A 23,143-nucleotide genomic window follows, 5' to 3' on the forward strand; every position below is an offset into this window, starting at 1 on the left:
GATGAAGCGCGAAACTTTGGATTTGCATGCAAGCCGCTATGCCGTGGGACTTATGTCCGGCACGTCAGTGGATGGAATAGATGCAGCACTAGTACAAATATCGGATGCCTCCGATGAGGGAGCATCCGTCCGATTGATCGCCTTTGAAAATACGCCTTATCCGGCTGCCGTCAGGCAGGAGATTTTTGAGCTGTTTGATCCGACCAAGGCTACGATCGACAAAGTCGGCCGCATGAACGTATTGCTGGGCGAACTGTACGCGGAAGCGGCGCTTGCCGTCATCAAGGCGGCGGGGCTGAAGCCCGCGGATGTCGCCGTCGTCGGCTCGCACGGACAAACGATTTATCATGCGCCGGAGCCTGAAAAACGGCATGGCTACGATATTCGTTATACGGTTCAGATCGGGGAAGGATCGGTCATCGCCGCGCGGACGGGAATTCCGTGCGTGACCGATTTTCGCCCCGCCGATATGGCGGTAGGCGGTCAAGGGGCGCCGCTCGTTCCGTTTACGGAATACCTTCTGTACAGGGAAGCGAACCGCACCCTCCTGCTGCAAAACATCGGCGGCATCGGCAACATGACGGTGATTCCTGCCGGCTGCCCGCCGGAGCAGGTGTACGCGTTCGATACCGGACCGGGCAACATGATCATCGACGGCGTCGTCGAGCGGCTGTATCCCGGGCAAACGATGGATGCCGGCGGGGCCATTGCCGGCCGCGGAAATGTCGACGAAGAGCTGTTGGAACTGCTAACGAAGGAGCCTTATTATTCACAGCCGCTTCCGAAGTCCACCGGGAGGGAGATGTTCGGTTCGGTTTACATCGATCGGGTGCTGGACATCGCCAAACGAAAGGACATGAAAGCGGAAGACGTGGTGGCGACCGCGACGATGCTGACGGCCTGGTCGATCGGCGATGCGTACCGCCGTTACGTACGGGACCGTACGCCGGCCGACGTCTTGATCGTTGGCGGAGGCGGCAGCTATAACCCGGTTCTGGTCGGCTTCTTGCGCCGTGTAATGGAGCCGATGGGAGTTCAAGTGATGACGCAGGAAGCCATCGGCCACAGCAGCGACGCAAAAGAAGCGGTCGCGTTTGCGCTACTTGCCGATTATGCGATGAAACGGCAGCCGAACAATCTCCCGAATGTCACCGGAGCCGCAAGGCCCGTCATCATGGGGAAAATCAGCTATTAATCTATCATCAAAACACGGAGGTGCCGCTGGACATGATTCATACCTGGGATGGGAAGTACACGCAGGCGGTAATCGATTTGTGGAACGAAGAAGCGGTGAAAGATGGGTACAAGGAGCTGACGGAGCAAAGCTTCGAGCGGATTTTTGCTTCCAGTCCTTATTTCGACAAGCTGGGCACGTTTGTCCTGACCGAAGACGGTCGGGTAACGGGTTTTGCCTGCGGATGCGCCGGCGACGACCTGCCGCTTGGCGACATTGCCGGGTACATCACCTGCATCGTGCTGGAGCAGGGGAGCCAAACGGACGAACATTATAAGCAGCTGCTCGACGCCGTCGAAAGCCGGTTCCGCAAGCTCGGCAAAAAGCAGGCGGACGTTCTGTTTTTTAACCCGATGATGCTGCCGTGGTACATACCCGATACGCCGCGGCATGAGCACAACAACGCCCCGGGCGTGCCGGTGGGAAGCAGGCTGCATTCCTTTTTGTTGAGCGAAGGATACGCCGAACGGGCGAAGGAATGCGCAATGTATTTGAATCTCGAACAGTTTTCCATGCCGGAGGAAATCCGCGCCAAAGAGCGGAAAGCTGCTGAAGAAGGATATCGGACAGGGCTGTTCGACGGCGCCGAACATGAAGGCGTGGCTGAAATGCTTAAGGGTTTGAACAACCCGCTGTGGGAAAAGGAAATCGGCAAATGCACGTCGGACGGTACGCCGGTTGTCGTTGCGGCGCATGGGCGGCAGGTCGTCGGTTTTGCCGGGCCGGTCATTCGCCAGGACAACGGGCGGGGTTATTTTGCCGGCATCGGGGTGCATCCCGAGCACGAAGGGCACGGGCTGGGAACGATCCTGTTCTTTAAGCTGTGCGAGGCGTTCAAAGCGATCGGGACCGATTATATGTCGTTGTACACAGGCAGTACCAATCCGGCGATCCGGATTTATGAAAAAGCAGGCTTCCGAACCGTTAAACAATTTTCAGTCATGAGAAGGGAGTTTTAAGGAATGAGCGAACAGAAATTGACGATTATGGCGATTGGCGGACATGTCGGGGATGCGGAATTGACGGCAGGCGGGGTGCTTGCCAGCCATTCCCTCAAGGGGGACAAGATCGTTACGCTTGCCTTGACCGCAGGCGAACGGGGCGTGCCGGCCGGACAGGACATGGCGGAATACCGCCGGCAAAAAGTCAACGAAGCGAAAGCGTTTGCCGATATGCTCGGCGGCGAATCGATCGTGTTCGATATTCCGGACGGCGAGCTGAAGGACAACGAAGACATGCGGTTGCGCGTGTGCGACGTCATCCGCCGGGTGAAACCGAACGTCATCATTACGCACTGGAAAAACAGCATGCACAAAGACCATGCGATCACCCACAACATCGTCAATGACGCCCGTTTCTTTGCGGGACTCGCTTCCTTCGAAAGAGAGCTGCCGGCGCATTTTGCTTCCAGACTGTATTATGCGGAAAACTGGGAGGATGCCGTCGATTACAAGCCGTATGTTTACGTGGACTTTTCCAAGGAAGCCTTCGATCTATGGGTGAAAGCGACGGAGCAGCATTGGTTCGTGACGAACAGCAAATCCTTCCCTTATCTGGAATACTATAAGCATTTGGCAAGGGTTCGCGGGATCGAAGCGCGCAAGGAATATGCCGAAACGTTTATGGTTCCCGAAGAAACGAAACGCGTGCTGAAAAGCGATCTGCTGTAGGAAAAGGAAAAATTGCAAAATGACTGCCTGCAGGGCAGGATTCGACAAGCGGACGCTTGATTGGATTCTGCAAAGCCGCATTCCGCCCGAATCGGGACGGGGTGCGGCGGCGCGGCAGTCATTTTTTTCAAACATGCCTATAGGAGGGAAACAGGGATGATTCTGAACGGAATCGACACGATCATGGAAGCCGCCCATTTGTTTAAAGGAAAAAAACTCGGTTTGATCACGTCTCCGACCGGTTTGAACAAAGATTTTGTTTCCACGATTCAAATTTTGCATGAACATTTTCATCTGGCGGCGATGTTTTCGCCCGAACACGGCGTGCGCGGCGATCAGGCCGCGGGGGCGATGGTCGAAACGTATTCGGACCCGATCACGGGCGTGCCGGTATACAGCTTGTACCGCAAGGACTCCAAACGTTTAAGCCAAGAAATGCTGGATGAAGTGGATGTGGTCGTTTACGACATTCAGGATGTGGGGACGCGTTATTATACGTTTATTTACACGATGTTGTACGCGTTGGAAGACTGCGCGAAGGCGGGCAAGGAAATCGTCGTATTGGACCGGATCAACCCGCTGGACGGCGTGACGGTCGAAGGGAATATATTGAAACCGGGATATGAATCTTTTGTCGGCAATTATCCGCTTGCCGTCCGCTACGGGCTGACTGCAGGCGAGGTGGCGATGATGGCCAACGACCAGAAGGGCTGGAACGCCAAATTGCACGTGATCCGCTGCCAAGGCTGGGACCGACGCATGCTTTTCCCCGAGAGCGGGCGCATTTGGGTTATGCCGTCCCTGGGGCTGCCGCGGTTTGAATCGGCTCTGATATATCCGGGCACATGCCTGTTTGAAGGGACGAATATGTCGGAGGGCCGCGGCACGACCGCGCCGTTCGAAATCGTTGGAGCGCCGTTTATCCGGGCGGAACGGTTGGCCGAGGAGATGAACGCCCAGAAGCATCCGGGCGTCATTTTCCGGCCGGTCTATTTTAAGCCGTCATTTTCGAAATTCCAGGGAGAGCAATGCGGCGGAGTTCAGATCCATATCACGGATGCGAGGGCGGTTCGTCCGTTGGAGACCGGCGTGCACTTGCTCTTTACGATCAAAAACAACTATGGGGAGTTTTCGTTCCTGCCGCCGCTCAAAGAAAATTCGAGACCGTTTATTGACCTGCTGGGAGGCGACAACATCTACCGTGACGAGAACGTGGATGTTCCTGCGCTGCTTGGGCAATTCCGGGAGGAAAGCCGCCGGTTCGAAAAGCTGAAAGCGGAATACCATCTGTATTGATTGGATGAGACGAGCAAATCCCGAATGGAAAAAAAGGAGCCGGAATTACAATGAGACAACTTACGTTAAGGGAAAAAATCGGCCAGCTGATTGTGGCGGGATTTCCCGGACTGGACGTCGATGAAGAAACGCAGCGTCTGTTTGCGGATTATAAAATCGGCAATGTCATTTTGTTTGCGCATAACGTTCAAAACCGGGAGCAGCTGAAAAGCTTATGCGCCGGGCTGCAGCGGAGCATCGCCGCGCACACGGGCCATCCTGCGCTCATCTCGATCGACCAGGAGGGGGGACGGGTCACGCGCTTGCCGCAGGATGCGGTCAACGTGCCGGGGGCGATGGCGATCGCTTCGACGGGCCGCCCCGAAAACGCCTATGCGGCGGGCCGGATTACCGCCCGCGAAATGCGCGCGCTCGGAATCAACTTTAATCTCGCGCCGGTGCTGGACATTAACAACAATAAGCGAAACCCGGTCATCAACGTGCGCTCCTATGGCGATACGGCCGAGGTCGTGACCGAATACGGGCTGCAGATGCTGCGCGGTCTCAAAGACGGCGGCGTGCTGGCGGCGATCAAGCATTTTCCCGGACATGGCGACACGGCGGTCGATTCCCATTTGGGGCTGCCTTCGATCGACAAGCCGCTTGAAGCGCTGGAGGAGCTTGAACTAAAGCCGTTTCGGGCGGCGATCGACAGCGGTGCGGAATGTTTGACCAGCGCGCATATTTTATTTCCCGCCATCGAGAACCATCAGGTTCCCGCCACGATGTCGAAAGCGATCATTACCGACCTGCTCAAACATAAGATGGGTTATGAAGGACTCGTCATTTCCGATTGCCTGGAAATGGACGCGATCCAGAAATATTACGGAACCGCGGAAGGGGCCGTCGGCGCGCTTAAAGCCGGCGTTCACCTGCTTTTTATAAGCCATTCCGCGCGGCTCGTAAAGGATGCGGTTCATCGGATCGAGCAAGCGGTGGAAGCCGGAGAGCTGCCGATTGCGGTCATCGACGAAGCCGTGGAAAAGGTGCTCTTTTACAAAGACAAATACGGCCTGGTGGAAGAGGAGGATATGACTGAAGCACAACATAAAGCGAATCGGCGGGCGGCGGAAGCGATCAGCCTGGAAAGCATCTGCCACGTCAGTGGAAAGCTTGTACCCGTGCAAAAGGATGTTTCGGATACGATCGTCATTGGCAGCCTGCCGTATCGCCCGGATCAGGCTTCAAGCCGGACCGGAGCCGGGCTGTCCTTTCCGGCGGAAGCCGCCGCTGCCCTTGGGACGGCATATCTGCTGACGGATATCAACCCGGACGAAACGGAGCAACGCCGGATTGCAGACGAGGTCCAAAATGTTCCGAACATCATCATCGGCCTTTATAACGGCTGCGACCACCAGGGGCAAATCGAGCTTGCAAACCGGCTTGCTCGTGCCGGTCATCAAGTAACGGCGGTAGCGCTCGGAAAGCCGTACGATCTGGAGCTGCTGGAAGAAGGGATTTGCGGATTGGCCGCCTTCGAGTATACCCGGATGTCCATCCGTTCGGTCATTCGGATTCTTGCCGGCGAAACGCCTCCGACAGGCCAATTAAGTTTGCACAGCTGACATACGCCGGGATCGGAACATAGAAACATAAGGATGTGAAGACAGCCATGAAATATGCGGCAGGTTTGGACGGCGGCGGTACGAAAACCGCCGTCACCATCGTGGACGAGACGGGCAAGACGGTAAAAACGTCTGCCTCCGGCGCCATCAATTATAACGGACAGGACGAGGAAAGCGTCGGCGCTTCCTTGCAGGAGATCATGGAATCCATCGCTTTGGCCTGCGGCGGGATCGAAAACTGCGCCGAAATTTGCATCGGCGCCGCCGGGGTAAGCAATCCGAGCGTCGCAAGCAGGCTGGCAGGCCATGTCCGCGGATTTGGCTATGAGGGCGGCTTGCACATTGTCGGCGATCATGAAACGGCTTTGTACGGAGCTCATCAGAAGGCGTACGGCATGATTCTGATCGCGGGTACAGGCTCCATCGGGCTCGGCAAAAACGAGGCCGGGCAATCGCACCGGACAGGCGGCTTCGGACACCTGATCGACGACGAAGGCAGCGGCTACGCGATCGGGCGCGATCTGCTGGCCGCCGTGGTGCAGGCGAATGACGGCCGGATTCCGAACACGGTCATTAAAGAACTCGTCTACGGACAGCTGGGAATCGGTTCGGTGCAGGACATCGTCGGTTTTGTCTACGACAAGCTGCGAAACAAAAAGGATATCGCGGCGTTGGCGCCGCTTCTTTCGGAAGCCTGCGCGGCGGGCGACAAAGCGGCAATGCGCATCGCGGAAAAAAGCGCGGAATCCCTGCTGCAGCTCGTCATCCCGGTCGCGGAAACGCTCTCCCTGCAGGAGGGGAGCCTGGCCATGGCCGGCAGCGTTTTGCTCAAGAACGGCTTCATCCGGTCGATATTCCAAGAAAAGCTTTGTTCGCGATACCCGAAAATGGAGTGCATCACCCCAAAAAGCGACGCTTCCATGGGGGCGGCATTGATCGCCTTAAACCGATTGCGTTCCGAATAAATCAGCATGCATAGGCTGGAAGTCCGATGACCTCCAGCCTATTTATTTTTTGGGGAAAAATGCGGCTCAAGCCCAGACCTTCTCCGGCAGGTTTAGGATATAATTGGAAAATAGTCGTGATGAACCCGCATATTCCCGCATACACATGGTTGATGCGGCCGAGAGCCGCCATGGACGAATGAAGGAAAAGGAGTGAAGGAAAGAATGCAAGCTTTTAAAACGAAAACCGGCGCCGGATTGCTTTTGTTTTTTGCGATGCTGCTGGCCACCGGTTTTTGGGGATTAAAGCAGGCCCATGCGGAAGCGCCTGCGCCGATTAAAGTGGCCGTGGATACGAAATGGGTGTCCTTTTCGGTGGATCCGCTGCTGGACGGCGGGACGACGCTGGTGCAAATGCGCCCTTTGTTTGAATCGATGGGCATCTCGCTGAAATGGGATCAAAAAACCCGGACGATTTCGGGGCAAAAGGGCTCCATGTCGTTCACCTTGAAGGTCGACAGCCCGAAGGCGGTTCTGAACGGGAAAGAAATTGCGCTGGATAAGCCGGCCCGAGTCATCCAGGGCAACACGCTGGTTCCGCTGCGGTTTGTGGGCGAAGCAACCGGCGGTTTGGTGGCTTGGGACCCGAAAAACCGGGAAATTACGATATTTTCGGAGGAGATGCTGAGCCAGCTCGGATTGACGAAAGAACAGGCTGCGGAGATCCTTAACAAAAACGGGACCATGACGACCTCGAACCCGCCGAAGAACCCTCCGGGGACCGGACAAACGGGAGGAGATGAAGAAACCGCTCCGGCCGAGACCGTCAAACTCGACAAGCTTCAGGGCATGTACGTCGGCATGCGGCTCGATCCGGGCGGGTACGAATGCGGCGGTGCGTGTTGGGATTACTACACTTTCCTGCTGGGTCAAAAAATCGTCGTGGGCGAGCCCGTCTCCGGCGGGCCGGAAACCATCGATTGCTCGAAACAGGCCTGCACCGCATACAGCATCAATAATAACCGTCTTTCTTTAAGCAACGGCAAATCCTATTCCATCCGGGTGTCGGCGAAAGGCAACCTGTTCATCGAAGACGTGCAGCTGGCGCCGGTGAAGCCTGTCACGGCGAATTTCAAGCTAAGCGGCAGCTACGTGTACCGAGGGTATTCGGGAATGGCCGGCGCCAATTCGGCGTCCTCGGCTTGGGAAGAATGGATTACCTTCCAAACGGACGGCACGTTTAAAAGCGACAATCTCACGCTGGGATCGGCGGATACGGGATCGGGCTCGACGAATTCCTCTGCGGGCGCAAGCGGCACGGGGACGTACGCGATCACCGGAAATACGATTACCCTCAAATTTTCGGACGGCAAAACGGAGCGGTTCGTGTTTTTCGTCCATCCCGGAAAAGACGGAAAACCGAACCCGCAGGACATCCAAATCGGCGACCGCAATTTTTATGTGGATAACGATTAATCCGATGGACCGGAAACAATAACAAATCCAATTCATGAACACGCAAAAAGGCAGCGCTGCTTCGGCAGCCGCTGTCTTTTTGCGTGTTCATGAAAAATCGGCTGCAGCGCGCAGTACAAGCTTATTTCGCCAATTGTAAACCTCGATTCAAATTTGTGGTTTACAATTCGGGCCGATCAAGCTATGATTAGCTACGGTACATATTCCAGCATTTAAAAAGAAATTTTCCATCGTAACGGAGGTCAGTCAAATGACAACGAAAGAAATGGTTTACGCTGCTTTATTTGCGGCACTTATCGGGGTGTTGGGACTTATTCCGCCTATACCGCTCGGATTCATTCCGGTTCCCGTCACCGCCCAGACGCTTGGGGTCATGCTGGCCGGATGTTTTTTGGGAAAGAAAACAGGCACCATCAGCGTGGCGTTATTTATCGTTTTGACCGTGTTGGGGATACCGATGTTATCCGGCGGACGCGGAGGGCTTTCCGTTTTGATGCAGCCGACCGCCGGATATTTGCTTAGCTGGCCGGTTGCCGTTTTTTGCATCGGATATTTCACGGAGAAAGCTTGGCCCAAACTGAAAGCATGGAAACTAATCGCCATCAACGTCATTTTCGGCATGCTGCTCATCAGCTTGATCGGCGCTCCCGTGATGGCGCTCATCACGCATACCCCGGTGTGGACGGGTCTTGTGGGCGCTACCGCATTTTTGCCCGGGGATTGCATCAAAGCGGTCGTTGCCGCCGTCATCGCGCTGCAGCTGAAAGCCATCAGCCCGATCGAAGACAAGTTGCATCATCGGTAAGACATCATCATTAAAGCAGGTGTGGTCAGAAATGAATTTGGTAGAACCTATATTGCGGTACGCAGCCCGGTACCCTGACAAAGTCGCATTGTCTTACGGCAGGCAGAGCCTGACGTACGGAGAATTGGCGGAGCGGATAAAAAAAGTCGCATGGGGTTTGCGGCAAAACGGTCTTAAGCATGACATGGTCGCCATATTGTCCGGAAATCGGCTGGAATTCGTGGAAGTTTTTTTAGGAGCCGTTTATGCCGGGTGCGTTCCCGTTCCCATGGATCCCAAATGGAGCGCACATGAAATCAACGCCGTGATGCGGCAGTGCAGGCCGAAAATGATCTTTGCGGAAAACGGCTTTCCGGCAATGCCGTGCCCGGAGGAACCCGATGCCCGGCTTATCGTTTTTTCAGGTGATTCCGGGGAACCGTACGCTGCCTGGATCGATGGGCTGGAGCCTCAGGCAGCCATGGACGACACGAACGCGGTGTTGTTCCTTGCTTTTACTTCCGGTACAACCGGAACGCCCAAAGGATATATGCGCACGCACCAATCGTGGATCAAAAGCTTGGAAGCGACGGAAGAAGCCTTTCAACTCGACATGCGGCATATTTCTGCGCCGGGTCCGCTCGTTCACTCTTTATCATTGTTCGCGTTGGTGCAAAGCCTTTGCAGCGGCGCGACGTTTCATCTCGTCCCTTCATTTGATGCGGGGGAGGTTTGGGAGTTATGCGCACGGATTCCCGATGTCATTTTGTTCGTCGTGCCTACGATGATCGAAGCGATGATGCGGGAGCCGGTTTGCGGCCGGCCGCGGATCCAAGCGTTGATCAGCTCGGGCGGAAAATGGCCGGAAGCGTCGAAAAAACGAAGCAGGGAAATTTTCGGCGAAGCGAAGCTGTACGAATATTACGGTTCGTCCGAAGCGAGTTATATCAGTTATTTGGACGTGCTTGCGGACCAAAAACCAGATTCCGTAGGAAAACCGTTTTCGGGCGTGGACATATCGATTCGGGACGAGCGCTTCAAGGAGCTGCCGCCCGGTCAAATCGGGCAGCTGTACGTTCGCAGCGAAATGGCTTTTTTGGGTTATCATCAACTTCCTGAAGAAACGGCCGCCGTTTTTCGCGACGGGTGGCTCAAGCTTGGAGATTACGCTTATATGGATCAAGAGGGATATCTTTATTTGGCGGGCCGTGCCAAAAACATGATCGTATCCGGCGGACTCAACATTTTTCCGGAGGAGATCGAGTCCGTGCTGCTGCAGTTGCCGGCGGTCGAGGAAGCGATGGTGCTCGGCCTTCCGGATGAATATTGGGGAGAGCGGGTGACGGTGCTCGTGAAATGGAGCGGGCGGCAGCGGATGTCGATCGACGAGATCAAAAGCTTTTGCCGGCGGCATTTGGCCGCTTACAAAGCGCCGAAGCAGCTCATCACGGTGGAGCGATTCATGTATACCGGCAGCGGGAAAATAGCCCGTCAAGCGATGAAAGATTACGCGAAAAGGGTGATGTCATGAAGGAAGGCGTCATTGTCATGGCGAAACGAACGCCAATAGGCAAAACGGGCGGAGCCTTGAGCACGCTTGAACCGGAAAAACTGTTAGCGCCGCTGATCCGGCATATCGTATCGGAAACGGGTTTGCCCGTAGAGCGGATCGATGACGTGATCATCGGCAACGTCGTCGGGCCGGGAGGCAATATAGCGCGGGTATCCGCGCTTGAAGCGGGGCTTCCGGTCACGGTTCCCGGCGTTACCGTAGACCGGCAATGCGGCTCCGGATTGGAGGCCGTCAACCTGGCAGCCAGGCTGGTCCAAAGCGGCGCCGGCGAAATTTACTTGGCGGGAGGCGTCGAAAGCGCAAGCCGGGCGCCTTGGAAAATGGCCAAGCCTCAAACCTTGACGGGACTTCCGCGCCTTTATTCCCGCGCCCGTTTTACTCCCGATGTTTACGGCGATCCGGATATGGGGATCGCAGCGGAGAACGTTGCCAGAATGTACGGAATTTCCAGGGAAGAGCAGGACCTTTACGCATTGAAAAGCCACCAAAAAGCCGTGCATGCGCAGCGGACGGGCCGGTTTCAGCAAGAGATCGTGCCGGTTCAGGTTCAAGGGCAATGGATTGCTGACGACGAATGTCCTAGAGCCGACACCAGTTTCGAAAAGCTGCAGAAACTTTCGCCGGTTTTTCTGGAGAACGGGACCGTTACGGCGGGCAACGCTTGTCCGATCAACGACGGGGCGGCTTTGGTCCTCGTCATGTCGCGCGAAACAAGCAGGGAGCTCGGATTAAAACCGGTTTTACGCATAGCGGATGCACAGGCCGTGGGCGTGGATCCGAATTATTTAGGGATCGGCCCCGTGCCTGCCGTTAAAAGCTGCTGTACCGCCGCCGCTTGACGGTCGGCGATGCAGACGTCGTGGAGTTTAACGAAGCATTTGCTTCGCAAGTGCTGGCTTCGCTTCAGCAGCTCGGGATTCCGCACGAAAAGGTGAACCTCGGCGGCGGCGCGCTGGCGCTTGGCCATCCTTACGGCGCGTCGGGAGCCGTCTTGATCACGCGCTTATGCGCCGAAATGCGGCATCAACCCTATAAAAGAGGGATTGCCGCGCTTGGAATCGGCGGAGGCATGGGCTTGGCCACCCTCGTGGAGGCAGCCGAATGAACAAGGTTCGACGGCGGATCGCCGTCACGGAAGAGTGGATTTTCCGTTATGCCCGCAGCATTTCAGCACCTTTGCAGACATTGGACGGCAAATGGATGGCTCCTGCGACCATGCCGGTCATTTTCTGGCAGGAGTTCGATATTCCGTGGCTGAACGCGGGCGGTCCCTGGATTCACGGCTTCCAGCGGTTTGCGTATTCGGCTCCGATAACCGCCGGCATGGTTTTGGACTGCGAGTTATCCTTAACCAAAGTGGAAACCAAGGAAGGAAGGCAAGGCATGCTTACGTTATACACGCATACGCTGGCATGCTGCAGCGGAGACGATCTCATCGTCACCGCAGAGACTGTATTGATCAGGGCAGGTGAGAGGCATGAACATCCGGATCACGGCTGAAGCAGTCCGGCAATACGCGCTTGCCTCCAAAGACGTGGCCGACATTCATCTCAGCCGCGAGGCTGCGGCAAAAGCCGGGTATGAGCGGCCCGTCGTTCATGGCATGTACCTTATGGGACTTGCGCAGTCTTTGTATCTCGCCGATCATCGCGAGATGTGGATTACGTCTTGCGCGATGAAATTTATTAAACCGCTTTTCGTCGACTCCGTTGCAGCCTTCGATTATAAGGCTTATGATGGAGGCGAAGTTCGGGTGACCGTTACGGCGGAAAGCGGCGAAACCGTAGCCATGGGCCATTTTTCGGTAAAAGGGAGGCCATGACGATGAAGAAAGTCGCCTTCATTACCGGAGCGACAAGAGGCATTGGGCGGAGCATAGCCATCCGGCTCGGCCGATCCGGTTACCGGGTTGCCGTCAACGGAACGAAGCTGATGCTAATCGACGAAGTCGTAAAGGAAATCCGGGAAGCAGGCGGAGAGGCCATCGGATGCCCTGCGGATGTAGCCGATCCGGATGCCGTCACCGGGATGGTGGACGCGGTCGCTGCCGCATACGGGCGCATCGATGTGCTGATCCATAACGCCGGCAATTTGCATGATCAGAGATGCGCGCGCATGACCGACGAACAATGGCATGCCGTGCTGAACGTGCATTTGAACGGCGCTTTTTACGTGATCCGGCGGGCGCTGCCGCATCTGCAAAAAAACGGCGGCGACATTTTATTGATGACGTCGACCGCCGGATTGACGGGTTCGGTCGGCCAGCTGAATTACAGCGCGGCCAAAGCCGGGATGCTCGGTATGGTATGGACGCTCGCGGAAGAGCTTCGGCGGGACCGAATCCGCGTGAATGCCTTGTCGCCGGCCGCCTTGACGGACATGACCAGGCCCGTCATCGAGCGCATCAAGGAAAAGTGCGCCAGCCGCAAGGAGCCATTTCCGGCGTTCTGGAACGTGGGTGAGCCCGACGATATCGCCCGTTTTGCGGCCGAGCTGCTGGCGCAGCAGGACGACGATTTAACGGGGGAAATATTCGGGGTTAACGGTTCCCGGATCACGAGCTGGCAAAAACCTGCGCCCGCTTTTTCCGAAAGCGGCCCGGAGTCGTTTTTTGCGGCATGGCACGAACGGAAGGGGAAGTCATGAATGCTTACATTGGAACGGGTTTGTTTTTATTATAAAAAAGGGGAGCCTGTCCTCGAGAATTTGAGCTTTACCGTTCAGGCCGGTGAATATATGGCGATCGTCGGCCCGAACGGCTGCGGAAAGTCGACGCTTGCGAAGCTTATGGACGGCCTGCTATTGCCCAAGGAAGGGCATGTGCGCCTGGAACATTTGGACACGTCCCGTCCTGCCGAACTGGCGCAGATTCGCGGGCGCATCGGATTTGTGTTTCAAAATCCGGAGGACCAGTTCATCACGACGACGGTCATGGACGAGGTCCTTTTCGGATTGGAGAATATTCGGGTTCCAAGGGAGGAAATGGCAGGCCGTGCGCTGGAGGCTTTGCGCGCCGTTCAAATGGGGGAACATGCGGAGGCGATGCCGCATCAACTGTCCGGCGGCCAGAAACAGCGCGTTGCGATTGCGGCGATCCTCGCGATGCGTCCGGAAATCATCATTTTCGACGAGGCGACTTCGATGCTTGATCCGCTAGGGAGAAAGCAGGTGCTTGACATCATGCGCAGCCTGCATCGAGCAGGCATGACCATCATCCACATCACCCATCATATGGAGGAAGCGCTGGAAGCGAAGCGGATTTTGCTTTTGCATGAAGGCCGGCTTGTTTATGACGGCGATCCGTTTCGATTTTTTGATGAGCTGCCTGTTGCCGACTATCATTTGGAGCTGCCGTTTTCGGTGCGGGTGCATCAAAAACTCCGGCTTGAAGCGCCGTTCCATGCGGATTGGAAGGAGGCGGTCCGCACGCAATGGCCTATCGGTTAAACGACGTCAGCGTGCATTACGCGGGGAAAACGGCATTGCGATCGGTTAGCTGCACGATGGAAGAGGGGAAATGGATTTCCGTCATCGGCCATACGGGCGCGGGAAAATCCACGTTTGCAAAAGTGCTGAAAGGACTGATCCCTTCCATCGACGGGGAATATTTCATTCGTCGACAGCCGGTGCAGCGGGATGCGAAAGGCAGGCTCAAAGCGATCCCCGAAATCGGCTTCGTTTTTCAATATCCCGAACATCAGCTGTTCGAGACGAGCGTATATAAGGAGCTTTCCTTTTCGCTGAAACATCAGGGAGCTTCTGTCCGGGAGATCCGGGAAGCCATTGACGGGATTTTGCCTGAGGTCGGTCTGGATCCGGACATCCTTCCGCTCGTCCCGCTTCAGTTAAGCGGCGGGTATAAGCGCCGGGTGGCGATCGCATCGGCGTTGATATCGGACCCGAAGCTCCTGATCGTGGACGAACCTACGGCAGGCCTTGACCCGCTCGGCAGCCGAGCCGTTTTAACAATGCTGAAGCGGTGGCAGCGGCAAAATGACCGTACGGTGATCTTCATTTCCCATCAAATGGAGGACGTTGCCGAATATTCGGACGAGGTGATGGTTTTCCATGCCGGGAGGCTGATGGGGCATTTTGACGCGAACGTTTTATTTCTGGAACATTCGCAATGGCTCGAGGAGCTTGGATTGCCTTTGCCGGAGCCCGTACAGCTATTAAAACTGCTGAAGGACATGTCCGGTCGCAAGATTGAAACCGACGGCTGCAGGGAAGAGGAGATTTTCGAAAAAATAATGCCGATCTGGGACAAAAGGGGGTTCTGAATGAGGGATAACGTAATCATCGGTCAATATATGGAGACGGATTCCGTCCTTCACCGGCTGGACCCGCGGACGAAGCTTTTAAGCCTTGTCGTTGTCATGATCGGCCTGCTGATGCTGAAGCCGGGCATCGGCTACGCGGTTGCAGCCGTTTTCGCTTTAGGGGTGCTGACGTTGTCCAAAGTCTCTTTTCGCGCGTATTGGAAAGGCTTGAAGCCGGTGTTGTTCGTGTTGATGTTCACCTTCTTGTACCATGCCTTGTTTACCAAAGGGACGACCGTGATTTGGACATGGTCCTATATCGGGTTGACGGCTGAAGGGCTGGCAAAAGGGGCGGCGTTCGTCGGGAGGATCGTGCTGCTGATCTTGATGGCGTCGGTTTTGACATTCACGACGAAGCCGCTGGAATTGGCTTTGGGATTTCAAAAGCTGCTCGCGCCGCTGTCCAGGCTGCATGTCCCGGTAGAACAAATATCGTTAATGATCGTCATCGCGATCCGGTTTATTCCGACGATTTTGCAGGAGCTTGACCGTATTTTGCTGGCGCAGAAAGCCCGGGGGGTCGATATGGCCGCCTTAAAGCTTCCGCAACGGATTTTTGCCTATGTTCCGATCCTCGTTCCGCTGCTTTTTACGACGATTGGACGAGCCGAACAGCTCGCCTATGCGATTGAAGCGCGGGCTTACGGGAACGGCAAAGGGAGAACTTCGTACCGGCAGCTGAAATTCGGGCCATTGGATGCCTGGACGGGAGGAACGGCCGTTTTGTTTGCGGTCGCCATCCTTGCCATCAACATGGGCGGCATATCATGAATGCGACGCAACAGCGCATACAGTTTGTTATGAACATGAGATCGTTCATATGAAGGGGGATAGACGATCATGCAATGGGATACGCGATTGACCGAATTGCTGCGCATCAAATACCCGATCATTCAAGGAGGGTTGGCGTATTTGGCTTATGCGGACCTGGCCGCCGCGGTTTCGAATGCCGGCGGGCTGGGCCAGATTACGGCCATGAGCCTACCGGACGCGGATGCCTTGCGCCGGGAGATCCGCCGGTTTCGGGCGTTGTCGGACAAACCGTTTGGCGTCAATTTCGCCATCGGCATGCACGGAGCGCGATACGAGGAGCGGGTGCAAGCCGCCATCGAAGAGCAGGTGCCCGTGGTCACCGTAACGGGCGGAAATCCCGCTCCGATCATGAAAATGCTGCAGCAGGCGGACATGAAAATACTGGTGCTTGTCGCTTCGCGCAGGCAGGCCCAAAAAGCCGAGCAGCTCGGCGCTTCCGCCGTGATCGTCGTCGGGCAGGAAGGAGGCGGCCACATCGGGCGCGAAGACGTCGGAACGATGGTGCTTGTCCCCCAGGTCGCGGACGCGGTCGGCATTCCCGTCGTCGCTTCGGGCGGGATCGGCGACGGCCGCGGCTGGATGGCCGCCCACGCGCTTGGCGCGGAGGGGATCGAAATGGGAACGCGTTTTATCGCCACCCGCGAATGCGTTGACGCTTCGGTTTCCTACAAACAAGCGCTGCTCGACAGCACCGAGTCCGATACCGCCGTCATCAAACGTTCCATCGGGGCCCCGGCCAGAGTATTAAGAAGCAAATACGTCGACAAACTTCTTGAAATCGAGCGGGCATCTCCGAGCTTCGAAGCTTTAAAAGAATATATCAGCGGCGACGCCAATAGGCGGTGGATCCATGACGGAAACGCGGAAGAAGGGTTCGGCTTTGCGGGTCAAGTGGCGGGGATGATCCGCGATATTCCGACGGTGGCCGAGCTCATTTCCGGCATGGTTGCAGAGGCGGAACGCATCCGCATCGCATGGGGACGTTGAAGGGATGAATGCGCGACCGGCAGGACGATGCCGTATTATTTTGAAACAAAATCCGGCGTTTTGCGTCATAAAATAAATTAATGAATTAAAGAGGAGGTGGCTTCCGTTGGTGACGATCGCAACGGCGCGAAAACATGCTGCGGAATGGGTACGGGAACAAGCCCGCGGCCTTGCGGGATATTCGGGAGCTTATTTTAGCGGTTCCACCGTCGGGCGGCCGGGGGAGGAAACGCTGCCGATCGGGTCGGATATCGACGTCGTCGTGGTGCTTGAAGGCGGGGAAGTTCCGCCGAAGCCGGGAAAAATGCGGTATCGCGACACGCTGATGGAAATGACGTATATGCCTTCGAACCAGCTTGCTTCCGCCGAACAAGTGCTGGGCTCCTATCATCTGGCGGGCAGCTTTCGCACCGATACGATAATCGACGATCCGAACGGCAGCCTGCATTCGCTGCAGCGGCAGGTATCCGCCCATTTTGCTGAGCAAAAATGGGTGAAGCTCCGCGCGGAGGAAGCCTGGAACAAGGTGGACCGGGGACTGCGGTCCGTGAACAAGGACGCCCCCTTCTTCGAACAGGTCATCCCTTGGCTGTTTCCGACGGGCGTGATGACGCACGTCATTCTCGTTGCGGCGCTCCGCAATCCGACCGTAAGGCTGAGATATTTGGCGGCCCGCGAAGTTCTCGGGCAATACGGGCACCAAGCGTTATACCCGGAGATGCTCGAACTGCTGGGTTGCGCCGACTGGACATCCTCCCAAGCGGAACATCATTTGAACACGCTCGAAGGAACCTTCGACGCGGCGGCCGCCGTCGCAAAGACGCAGTTTTCTTTCCGTTCCGACATTACGCCTGAAGCGAAAACGATCGCCATTGACGGAAGCCGGGAACTGATTCGCCGAGGGGATCACCGCGAAGCGGTGTTTTGGATCGCGGCAACGTTTGCCCGGTGCCATCTTGTGATGGCAGCCGATGCGGACGAGGCTGTGCGCCGGTCGTTTGAACCCGGTTTCGCCGGTTTTTTGGCCGACTTGGGCATTCGCTCAAGCGGAGATTTATTCCGCCGCGCCGAAGCCGGTTTGCGTTTTTTGCCGAAGCTGCGGGAAACGGCCGAACGGATTATGCTTGCCAACCCGGATATTGTAAAATAAAGGATGACCGTGGTTGCTAAATTTTGGCAAAACGCGTTTTCGAAAGTAAAGGGGTTGATCATGCGGCATGTCCAAAAGGCTGGGTGTCTGTATCGCGCTGGTGTTGTTTGTGCTTTTGTTACCGGCCTGCTCTGCAAAAGGCGGAACGGAAACTCCGGTTGCAATGACGGGGGCGTCGAATTCATGGGCATTCGATTTTGTGCGTTGGAATGATAAACTTTACAGGCTGACGGACGAGGACATCACGCCGATCGACCGGGAAATCGGAGCCGTGGAATCTTTCATCGACGATGAAAACATCGTGGGTCACGGCGTCTATTCCAACACATTTGCGGAAGGCACGAAACTGTATTCGATTCCAAACGTCCGCACCGAGGATGCCATCGCGGTCGAAGCAAACGGCGGTTACTTGAAGATGATCAATACTGCTAAGGATCGTACGGAGCAACGGTAACTCCGCTAAAAAGATCCGGGCAATCCCCGGTTTTAACTGCAGAAACGCGAGGTCATGCAGGAAAAACATCAAGGTCGAAAGGAGAAGGCGGCATGGCCTCAAGTTGGCATCATCCTGCCGCAACTATTTTCAAAGTTGTGCATATTTTATCGATAAATTGACGAAAACAGGCTGAATTCGGCTGCTGCCGGGATTTCGCCTGTTTTTTTGCTCAAGAAATAGGAGTCTTCATTGGGTCTTTGGAGCGTAGGGATGACCGTAACGATGAGGTATGATTTATTTTGCAGGGTGAATAACTGCCGGTCCGGCATCATATTTTGGCCGCAAGGGCATGGCGGACGCTTTTTGCCAAGATTGGACTTCCTGCGCTCTCTTAGGGATATAATGGAGATTGGTAGAATTTAAGATCATTTTCTAGGGCAGGAGGTAGATACCATGAATCAAGCACCTGAAATCATAGAACGCAGTCGCACGGATCGGGGGGATATTCAGCTTCAAAAGAGGGAAGATCACTTTGAGATCATTTATAACGGCACGTTTCTGATGGCAACGTATAACGGGGAATCGGAACGGCTGTTGGTCAGAAGCGCGCTGAAAAAATGCAAACATCCGCAGCGCGTGCTGATCGGCGGCCTGGGCGTCGGTTTTTCGTTGGAAGAAGCATTATCGGATCCCGAAGTCGGGCGCGTGGACGTCGTCGAGATCGAGGAAGCGATCATTCGTTGGAACCGGAAGCAGCTTGCGCCCTATTCCGGATATGCGCTGGATAACCCGCGCACGAATGTGATTCATGCCGACCTGGTCCCATGGATGAGCGAAACGGATGCTTCCTATGACGCCATTTGCCTCGATATCGATAACGGACCGGATTGGACCGTGTCGGATTCGAATACAGGCCTGTATTCGGATCAAGGCATTAATGCGGTCATCAGGCTGCTGCGCCCGCGCGGAGTGGTTTCCTATTGGAGCGCTACCGCCTCGCCCGCTTTTGTTGATTATTTGAAGCTTTTTTTCGATGAAGTTGAGGTTTTGTCCATTCCCCAGCTGCGGGGAGAACCCGATTACGTTTATTTGGCGGCATCGCCAAAACGCTAACAGGACTCCTTTTCGTTGTAAACGTCAGCGGAAAGCACAGCGGCATCGCCCGCCGGGCCTGTGATTTCAAGATGATTCGCCATTTCATATCAATATCGATAGAAAAAGAATGCCCAGAGAGAGGAGAAAGTGTATGCTGGGGACCGTTTTATGCAGTTCTTATACCTTGCCCAATACGGGTTTGTTACGGGGACAGTGCATCATGTCGAAGAAGGCCACGTGTTAGTTTAACTAGAATGGAGGGGGTTCATCATTTTGCGTACTTCATGGGAGAAATAAAGGAGAGGATTGAGTGAAGAGAGCTATAGCTCTGTTTAATTCGGTGTTTTTTATTCCGGCGATCGTGTTGAGCTTTATGGTATGGAACGATTATTCCAGCAGGATGGAGGCGGGCGCGACAAACGCGGCGTCGTCCGACCGTAGCCTGTTTTTTCTGGACCGCGGCAGCAGGGTAATGTCCATTGAAGAAGACGACGATACAGGATTAAAAGGGGAATTGTATGACGTCAAAACCAAGAAACTGCTGAAGGAAGTACCGCTCCAGTCCAACATACATAAACAGTTCTCCTCCTTTTACCAGGACGGGCGTTTGATTTTTATTACTTTAGATGATGGCAGCCGGGTAAACGTCAACGTGGTCGATGCCGAGGGTGGCGTGAAGGAGCTGGCGCAAGGAACGATTGAAATGTCGGGATTTCTGGACAGCAGCGTGCATTTATGGAAGGGGAAAGTCATCATTTCCGGCCAAACCCCCGGCAACGTCCCGTTTATTGCCCGGATGGATCGAGGGAAGCTGCAAAAGGCCGATCTGAACCAAAAAAATCTGCTGCCATCCAGAGCGACTTACATCCGGGATGTGACGGGGAGCTTCAAAAGCGATGCGGCCGTGCCCATGTTCGAGGTGGATCTGCATGACGGCCGGACGGCATACGTCAGCGGAATATTCAACCCGCAGCAGCTCCCCCTTGCGTATATCCAAAAAGAAAACGAAACCTCCTTCGAAGCGGAAGAACATGCCGCCCGCCAATTCGCCGCCCGGTTCGGCCTAAACGACACCAACCTGCTCCAAGTGGACTCCGATTATCCCAAGCAGGTTCGAACCTATGACACGGCGGCAAAAAAGCAGGGAAATGTGCTTCCGACGCCCATGCCGGTATACCAGGCGCATCTGTTTTCTCTGAACGACGATGAGACGCTGATTGCCGGTTCCACAACCAAAGATGAAGCTGAAGGCCATGTTCTGGGATATGTGTACGATGAAAAAAAGAAGAGCTTTACGGACGTTTCGGCGCTCGTTTCTTTGATTCCATACGATGAGCTGAACAGCGACGAAATTTATTTCTACAAGGAAGCGGGAGACGAGCAATTATTTTATTCAAATTCGCGAGACTCCGCTGGATGGATGAACATCCGTGAGGGGGCTTTTAACGTACTAAACGGCGAGACGTTTCGATCTTGGGTGCTTGGCAAGGAAGAATACCGCAAATCCTTTCACAGCTTTGTCGATTACCTCAAACAGGGAGATGCGCTCGTTGTCAATTGGGCGATCTGGGTTATCATTCCGGTGTTTATGTTCGGTTCATTGGCTGTCCTGCCGCCGCTGCTGAACGCGTCCCGCAAACGAAAGCTGGAGCAAGGCATCGCCATTTCAGGGACCATTGCGTCCATGACCGAAACGGGCACGTTTGTCAATAACCAGCCTTTGGTCCGATTTACGGTTCGTTTTCAAGATGAAGGCCGGATGAAGGAAGCCACGATCAAAAAAGTCGTCTCTTATTTGCATCCCGTCGGCGTGGGAGATCCGGTCATGATTAGCTACAACCGCAGCAAAAACAAAGCGATGTTTCTGACCTCCGCCGATGTTCCGGAAAATGCGGAGCCCGAGATCATCGAAGACGCCGTTTTGAAACGGATCGACGTTTACGGAAATGCGCTGCGGGGAAACGCGCTGCTGCTTCATTTTGAAGCCGGAGCTAACATCTATACGATTCCCGTCGTGCAGGCGCCGGGTTTTGAATATCAAACAGGGGAAACGGCGTCGCTTATTCATATCGGGGGGATGATCCGTTTGTACGGTTATGGAAGCGGGCTCCGTCCGAACGATTCGGAGAGGCTTTCCGTGCAAGGGGAGATTACCCGGATCAGGCCTTGCGACGTGACGATCGGCGACCGGCGGCTGATGGTGTTCGAGACGCTGATAAGTTACGGCGAGGAGCGGCTGCGCAAAATGAACAGCCAATTCGTTCCCCTGGGGATTGATGTTCATGTGGGAGCGATCCTGCCGGCATCCGTCAAAAAGGATGAGTTTGAAAAAGAAATCCGGCTGCTGCAGGGCAAACAGGGAAGCGCCAAAGTAACGGCCGTTTCGTTTGCGGGAACGACCGGCGATCGGCCGTACGCCCGCATAACCGCATTGCGAAACGGAGAGGAGTATGCGATCGAGCAGTCGATCGAGCCGTCGTATGGGGTAGTCGTCGGGGACGAACTATGGATCGCTTATGACGAACGGTCTCATGAAGCTGTCATCGTTCAGTATGCGGTGAATGAGTAACAAAAAATCATCTGCAGAAATCCGCTCTGCAGATGATTTTTCTTGTCTTAACGTGATCTTATGACAGATTAATGTTCTGCGCCGTGATCCAGCGGAGCGATGGTGCCTGTGCCGGGAGCGGCGGAGACTGGAATGGCGATAGCGACAGACAATACGAGAACTGCGGACAGAATGAATTTTTTCATTTAAATCACAACCCTTTCCATAATATTGGTAATATGCAAATGAAAATGGTCAACTTGTTCCGCGCTAGCAAATTGTCGAAGGGATTCAAAATACACAACAGCCTGCTTGTAGAATTTGTCGTTTTCAAGCTTGTCGGTAGAGGTGAGCAGCCTTAACGTGTAATCGATGGCAGCCTTGTAATCGGAGTGGGCGATTTTGTACTTGATGATGCCTAGCAGGAAATTATGAAGATACGATGTATCGATCACGCCTTGCGAACTGTTGTTCAACAGGTCGGAAATATGCTGGGAGAACAGCGTGAGCTCGTGATCGATGTTGAGGTTGAACTTGTTGGCCGTTTTAATGATCGACATTAAGCCTGGCAATACTTCTTTGGGATTATTGCGCAAAAATTCTACGTAGTGGCGGAGGATGTCGGTTTCGCCCGAAAGCAGCAGCACTTCCAGCCGATTAGGTTCCGAGATGTACTTGTAATAGCGAACCTCCCGCAATGCTTCCTCGTCCAGCGGCTTAAACCAGCTTAGATCGGAATATTGATCGATACATCTCAAAGCTTCCCCGTAATGTTCAAGCTCCTTGTAAGCAAGGCCTTTCATCAGTAAACTATATCCATAATAGTAAACCAGATGCCGGGAGGGCTTTGTGTATTGATCGGAGATGTCGCGGCGGTATTCATAGATGTCTTGAACCCGCTTGTAGAGCGAATCCGATAATTCCAACAGCTTGTCCCATAATTCGAAGGAATAAGTCATTTTCAGCATTTTCGTGACTACGTCCAGGTCCATCTTATCGATTTCGATAACTTCGTCTATTTTGACTTCACCTCCTATTACTTACAGGAATTGTATATATCATACTAGATGTTTGATGATGGGTCAATAAATATATGGAAAAAAAGGAAGAAAAATGATGACGAAAAAGAAAGATTAGGAAGGAATGAAACTTGGAAACGTCAAATGCCGTCCAACTCTAGCAATGTTCGTAGAAATCAAATATTAAGGATTACG

21 protein-coding genes and 1 pseudogene are annotated in these 23,143 nt (G+C 54.6%); 21 read left to right on the forward strand and 1 reads right to left on the reverse strand.

Annotated features, from left to right (window positions below):
* The first annotated feature begins 1 nt into the window (after window position 1).
* The 21 genes and pseudogenes from RJP21_RS10240 to RJP21_RS10340 all read left to right on the forward strand — a co-directional run bounded on the left by RJP21_RS10240 (window position 2) and on the right by RJP21_RS10340 (window position 21,950).
* A complete protein-coding gene (locus tag RJP21_RS10240) occupies window positions 2-1,195 on the forward strand; it encodes an anhydro-N-acetylmuramic acid kinase (RefSeq protein WP_310859171.1) in 1,194 nt (397 codons plus the stop codon).
* Window positions 1,196-1,227: 32 nt separating this feature from the next.
* Window positions 1,228-2,193: a GNAT family N-acetyltransferase gene (locus tag RJP21_RS10245; RefSeq protein WP_310859172.1), complete on the forward strand. Its 966-nt coding sequence runs from the start codon at window positions 1,228-1,230 to the stop codon at window positions 2,191-2,193.
* Between the two features lie 3 nt (window positions 2,194-2,196).
* Window positions 2,197-2,904, forward strand: a complete 708-nt coding sequence (locus RJP21_RS10250; protein ID WP_212957783.1) for a PIG-L deacetylase family protein — start codon at window positions 2,197-2,199, stop codon at window positions 2,902-2,904.
* A gap of 156 nt (window positions 2,905-3,060) precedes the next feature.
* Window positions 3,061-4,200: an exo-beta-N-acetylmuramidase NamZ family protein gene (locus RJP21_RS10255; RefSeq protein ID WP_310859173.1), complete on the forward strand. Its 1,140-nt coding sequence runs from the start codon at window positions 3,061-3,063 to the stop codon at window positions 4,198-4,200.
* 50 nt (window positions 4,201-4,250) lie between these two features.
* A complete protein-coding gene (locus RJP21_RS10260; protein WP_310859174.1) occupies window positions 4,251-5,804 on the forward strand; it encodes a glycoside hydrolase family 3 protein in 1,554 nt (517 codons plus the stop codon).
* Window positions 5,805-5,851: 47 nt separating this feature from the next.
* The gene (locus tag RJP21_RS10265) at window positions 5,852-6,769 is read left to right on the forward strand and encodes an N-acetylglucosamine kinase (protein ID WP_310859175.1); all 918 of its coding nucleotides are present in this window, start codon (window positions 5,852-5,854) and stop codon (window positions 6,767-6,769) included.
* A 204-nt stretch (window positions 6,770-6,973) separates the two neighbouring features.
* A complete protein-coding gene (locus RJP21_RS10270; protein WP_310859176.1) occupies window positions 6,974-8,224 on the forward strand; it encodes a stalk domain-containing protein in 1,251 nt (416 codons plus the stop codon).
* A 250-nt stretch (window positions 8,225-8,474) separates the two neighbouring features.
* Entirely contained in the window at window positions 8,475-9,029 is a 555-nt protein-coding gene (locus tag RJP21_RS10275; RefSeq protein ID WP_310859177.1) for a biotin transporter BioY, read from the forward strand.
* Window positions 9,030-9,060: 31 nt separating this feature from the next.
* Window positions 9,061-10,539 carry a class I adenylate-forming enzyme family protein gene (locus RJP21_RS10280; protein ID WP_310859178.1) on the forward strand — a complete coding sequence of 493 codons (1,479 nt, stop codon included), beginning with the start codon at window positions 9,061-9,063 and terminating at the stop codon, window positions 10,537-10,539.
* Window positions 10,536-11,686, forward strand: a pseudogene (locus tag RJP21_RS10285) (thiolase family protein). The gene RJP21_RS10280 and the pseudogene RJP21_RS10285 overlap by 4 nt, the downstream one beginning before the upstream one ends.
* Complete coding sequence (locus RJP21_RS10290; RefSeq protein WP_310859179.1) at window positions 11,683-12,081, forward strand: FAS1-like dehydratase domain-containing protein; 399 nt, start codon at window positions 11,683-11,685, stop codon at window positions 12,079-12,081. Before RJP21_RS10285 ends, RJP21_RS10290 begins: the two are co-directional and overlap by 4 nt.
* Window positions 12,059-12,403 carry a MaoC family dehydratase gene (locus RJP21_RS10295; RefSeq protein WP_310859180.1) on the forward strand — a complete coding sequence of 115 codons (345 nt, stop codon included), beginning with the start codon at window positions 12,059-12,061 and terminating at the stop codon, window positions 12,401-12,403. Before RJP21_RS10290 ends, RJP21_RS10295 begins: the two co-directional genes overlap by 23 nt.
* A gap of 2 nt (window positions 12,404-12,405) precedes the next feature.
* The gene (locus tag RJP21_RS10300) at window positions 12,406-13,227 is read left to right on the forward strand and encodes an SDR family NAD(P)-dependent oxidoreductase (RefSeq protein ID WP_310859181.1); all 822 of its coding nucleotides are present in this window, start codon (window positions 12,406-12,408) and stop codon (window positions 13,225-13,227) included.
* Complete coding sequence (locus RJP21_RS10305; RefSeq protein WP_310859182.1) at window positions 13,228-14,028, forward strand: ATP-binding cassette domain-containing protein; 801 nt, start codon at window positions 13,228-13,230, stop codon at window positions 14,026-14,028.
* A complete protein-coding gene (locus tag RJP21_RS10310; protein WP_310859183.1) occupies window positions 14,013-14,861 on the forward strand; it encodes an ATP-binding cassette domain-containing protein in 849 nt (282 codons plus the stop codon). The genes RJP21_RS10305 and RJP21_RS10310 overlap by 16 nt, the downstream gene beginning before the upstream one ends.
* A complete protein-coding gene (locus RJP21_RS10315) occupies window positions 14,862-15,671 on the forward strand; it encodes an energy-coupling factor transporter transmembrane component T family protein (protein WP_310859184.1) in 810 nt (269 codons plus the stop codon).
* 69 nt (window positions 15,672-15,740) lie between these two features.
* Complete coding sequence (locus tag RJP21_RS10320; protein ID WP_310859185.1) at window positions 15,741-16,700, forward strand: NAD(P)H-dependent flavin oxidoreductase; 960 nt, start codon at window positions 15,741-15,743, stop codon at window positions 16,698-16,700.
* A 109-nt stretch (window positions 16,701-16,809) separates the two neighbouring features.
* On the forward strand, window positions 16,810-17,850 hold the full coding sequence (locus tag RJP21_RS10325) for a hypothetical protein (RefSeq protein ID WP_310859461.1): 1,041 nt from the start codon (window positions 16,810-16,812) through the stop codon (window positions 17,848-17,850).
* Window positions 17,851-17,917: 67 nt separating this feature from the next.
* Window positions 17,918-18,304 carry a hypothetical protein gene (locus RJP21_RS10330; RefSeq protein WP_310859186.1) on the forward strand — a complete coding sequence of 129 codons (387 nt, stop codon included), beginning with the start codon at window positions 17,918-17,920 and terminating at the stop codon, window positions 18,302-18,304.
* Between the two features lie 435 nt (window positions 18,305-18,739).
* A complete protein-coding gene (locus tag RJP21_RS10335) occupies window positions 18,740-19,399 on the forward strand; it encodes a spermine/spermidine synthase domain-containing protein (protein WP_310859187.1) in 660 nt (219 codons plus the stop codon).
* A gap of 292 nt (window positions 19,400-19,691) precedes the next feature.
* On the forward strand, window positions 19,692-21,950 hold the full coding sequence (locus tag RJP21_RS10340) for a hypothetical protein (RefSeq protein ID WP_310859188.1): 2,259 nt from the start codon (window positions 19,692-19,694) through the stop codon (window positions 21,948-21,950).
* A 185-nt stretch (window positions 21,951-22,135) separates the two neighbouring features.
* Here the strand turns inward: RJP21_RS10340 and RJP21_RS10345 are convergent, their stop codons facing one another.
* A complete protein-coding gene (locus RJP21_RS10345; RefSeq protein WP_310859189.1) occupies window positions 22,136-22,921 on the reverse strand; it encodes a hypothetical protein in 786 nt (261 codons plus the stop codon).
* Window positions 22,922-23,143: the final 222 nt, after the last annotated feature.

This window comes from Paenibacillus sp. VCA1 (genome assembly GCF_031583795.1).
GTDB lineage: Bacteria > Bacillota > Bacilli > Paenibacillales > Paenibacillaceae > Paenibacillus_AQ > Paenibacillus_AQ albilobatus.

Bases quoted from the DNA above. Each gene is read 5' to 3' on its own strand.
- RJP21_RS10245 (WP_310859172.1), top strand. From the start codon at position 1,228: ATGATTCATACCTGGGATGGGAAGTACACGCAGGCGGTAATCGATTTG.
- RJP21_RS10310 (WP_310859183.1), top strand. From the start codon at position 14,013: ATGGCCTATCGGTTAAACGACGTCAGCGTGCATTACGCGGGGAAAACG.
- RJP21_RS10305 (WP_310859182.1), top strand. From the start codon at position 13,228: ATGCTTACATTGGAACGGGTTTGTTTTTATTATAAAAAAGGGGAGCCT.
- RJP21_RS10345 (WP_310859189.1), bottom strand. From the start codon at position 22,921: ATGGACCTGGACGTAGTCACGAAAATGCTGAAAATGACTTATTCCTTC.
- RJP21_RS10240 (WP_310859171.1), top strand. From the start codon at position 2: ATGAAGCGCGAAACTTTGGATTTGCATGCAAGCCGCTATGCCGTGGGA.
- RJP21_RS10300 (WP_310859181.1), top strand. From the start codon at position 12,406: ATGAAGAAAGTCGCCTTCATTACCGGAGCGACAAGAGGCATTGGGCGG.
- RJP21_RS10280 (WP_310859178.1), top strand. From the start codon at position 9,061: ATGAATTTGGTAGAACCTATATTGCGGTACGCAGCCCGGTACCCTGAC.
- RJP21_RS10265 (WP_310859175.1), top strand. From the start codon at position 5,852: ATGAAATATGCGGCAGGTTTGGACGGCGGCGGTACGAAAACCGCCGTC.
- RJP21_RS10315 (WP_310859184.1), top strand. From the start codon at position 14,862: ATGAGGGATAACGTAATCATCGGTCAATATATGGAGACGGATTCCGTC.
- RJP21_RS10320 (WP_310859185.1), top strand. From the start codon at position 15,741: ATGCAATGGGATACGCGATTGACCGAATTGCTGCGCATCAAATACCCG.
- RJP21_RS10260 (WP_310859174.1), top strand. From the start codon at position 4,251: ATGAGACAACTTACGTTAAGGGAAAAAATCGGCCAGCTGATTGTGGCG.
- RJP21_RS10295 (WP_310859180.1), top strand. From the start codon at position 12,059: ATGAACATCCGGATCACGGCTGAAGCAGTCCGGCAATACGCGCTTGCC.
- RJP21_RS10270 (WP_310859176.1), top strand. From the start codon at position 6,974: ATGCAAGCTTTTAAAACGAAAACCGGCGCCGGATTGCTTTTGTTTTTT.
- RJP21_RS10335 (WP_310859187.1), top strand. From the start codon at position 18,740: ATGAATCAAGCACCTGAAATCATAGAACGCAGTCGCACGGATCGGGGG.
- RJP21_RS10330 (WP_310859186.1), top strand. From the start codon at position 17,918: ATGTCCAAAAGGCTGGGTGTCTGTATCGCGCTGGTGTTGTTTGTGCTT.
- RJP21_RS10290 (WP_310859179.1), top strand. From the start codon at position 11,683: ATGAACAAGGTTCGACGGCGGATCGCCGTCACGGAAGAGTGGATTTTC.
- RJP21_RS10255 (WP_310859173.1), top strand. From the start codon at position 3,061: ATGATTCTGAACGGAATCGACACGATCATGGAAGCCGCCCATTTGTTT.
- RJP21_RS10250 (WP_212957783.1), top strand. From the start codon at position 2,197: ATGAGCGAACAGAAATTGACGATTATGGCGATTGGCGGACATGTCGGG.
- RJP21_RS10275 (WP_310859177.1), top strand. From the start codon at position 8,475: ATGACAACGAAAGAAATGGTTTACGCTGCTTTATTTGCGGCACTTATC.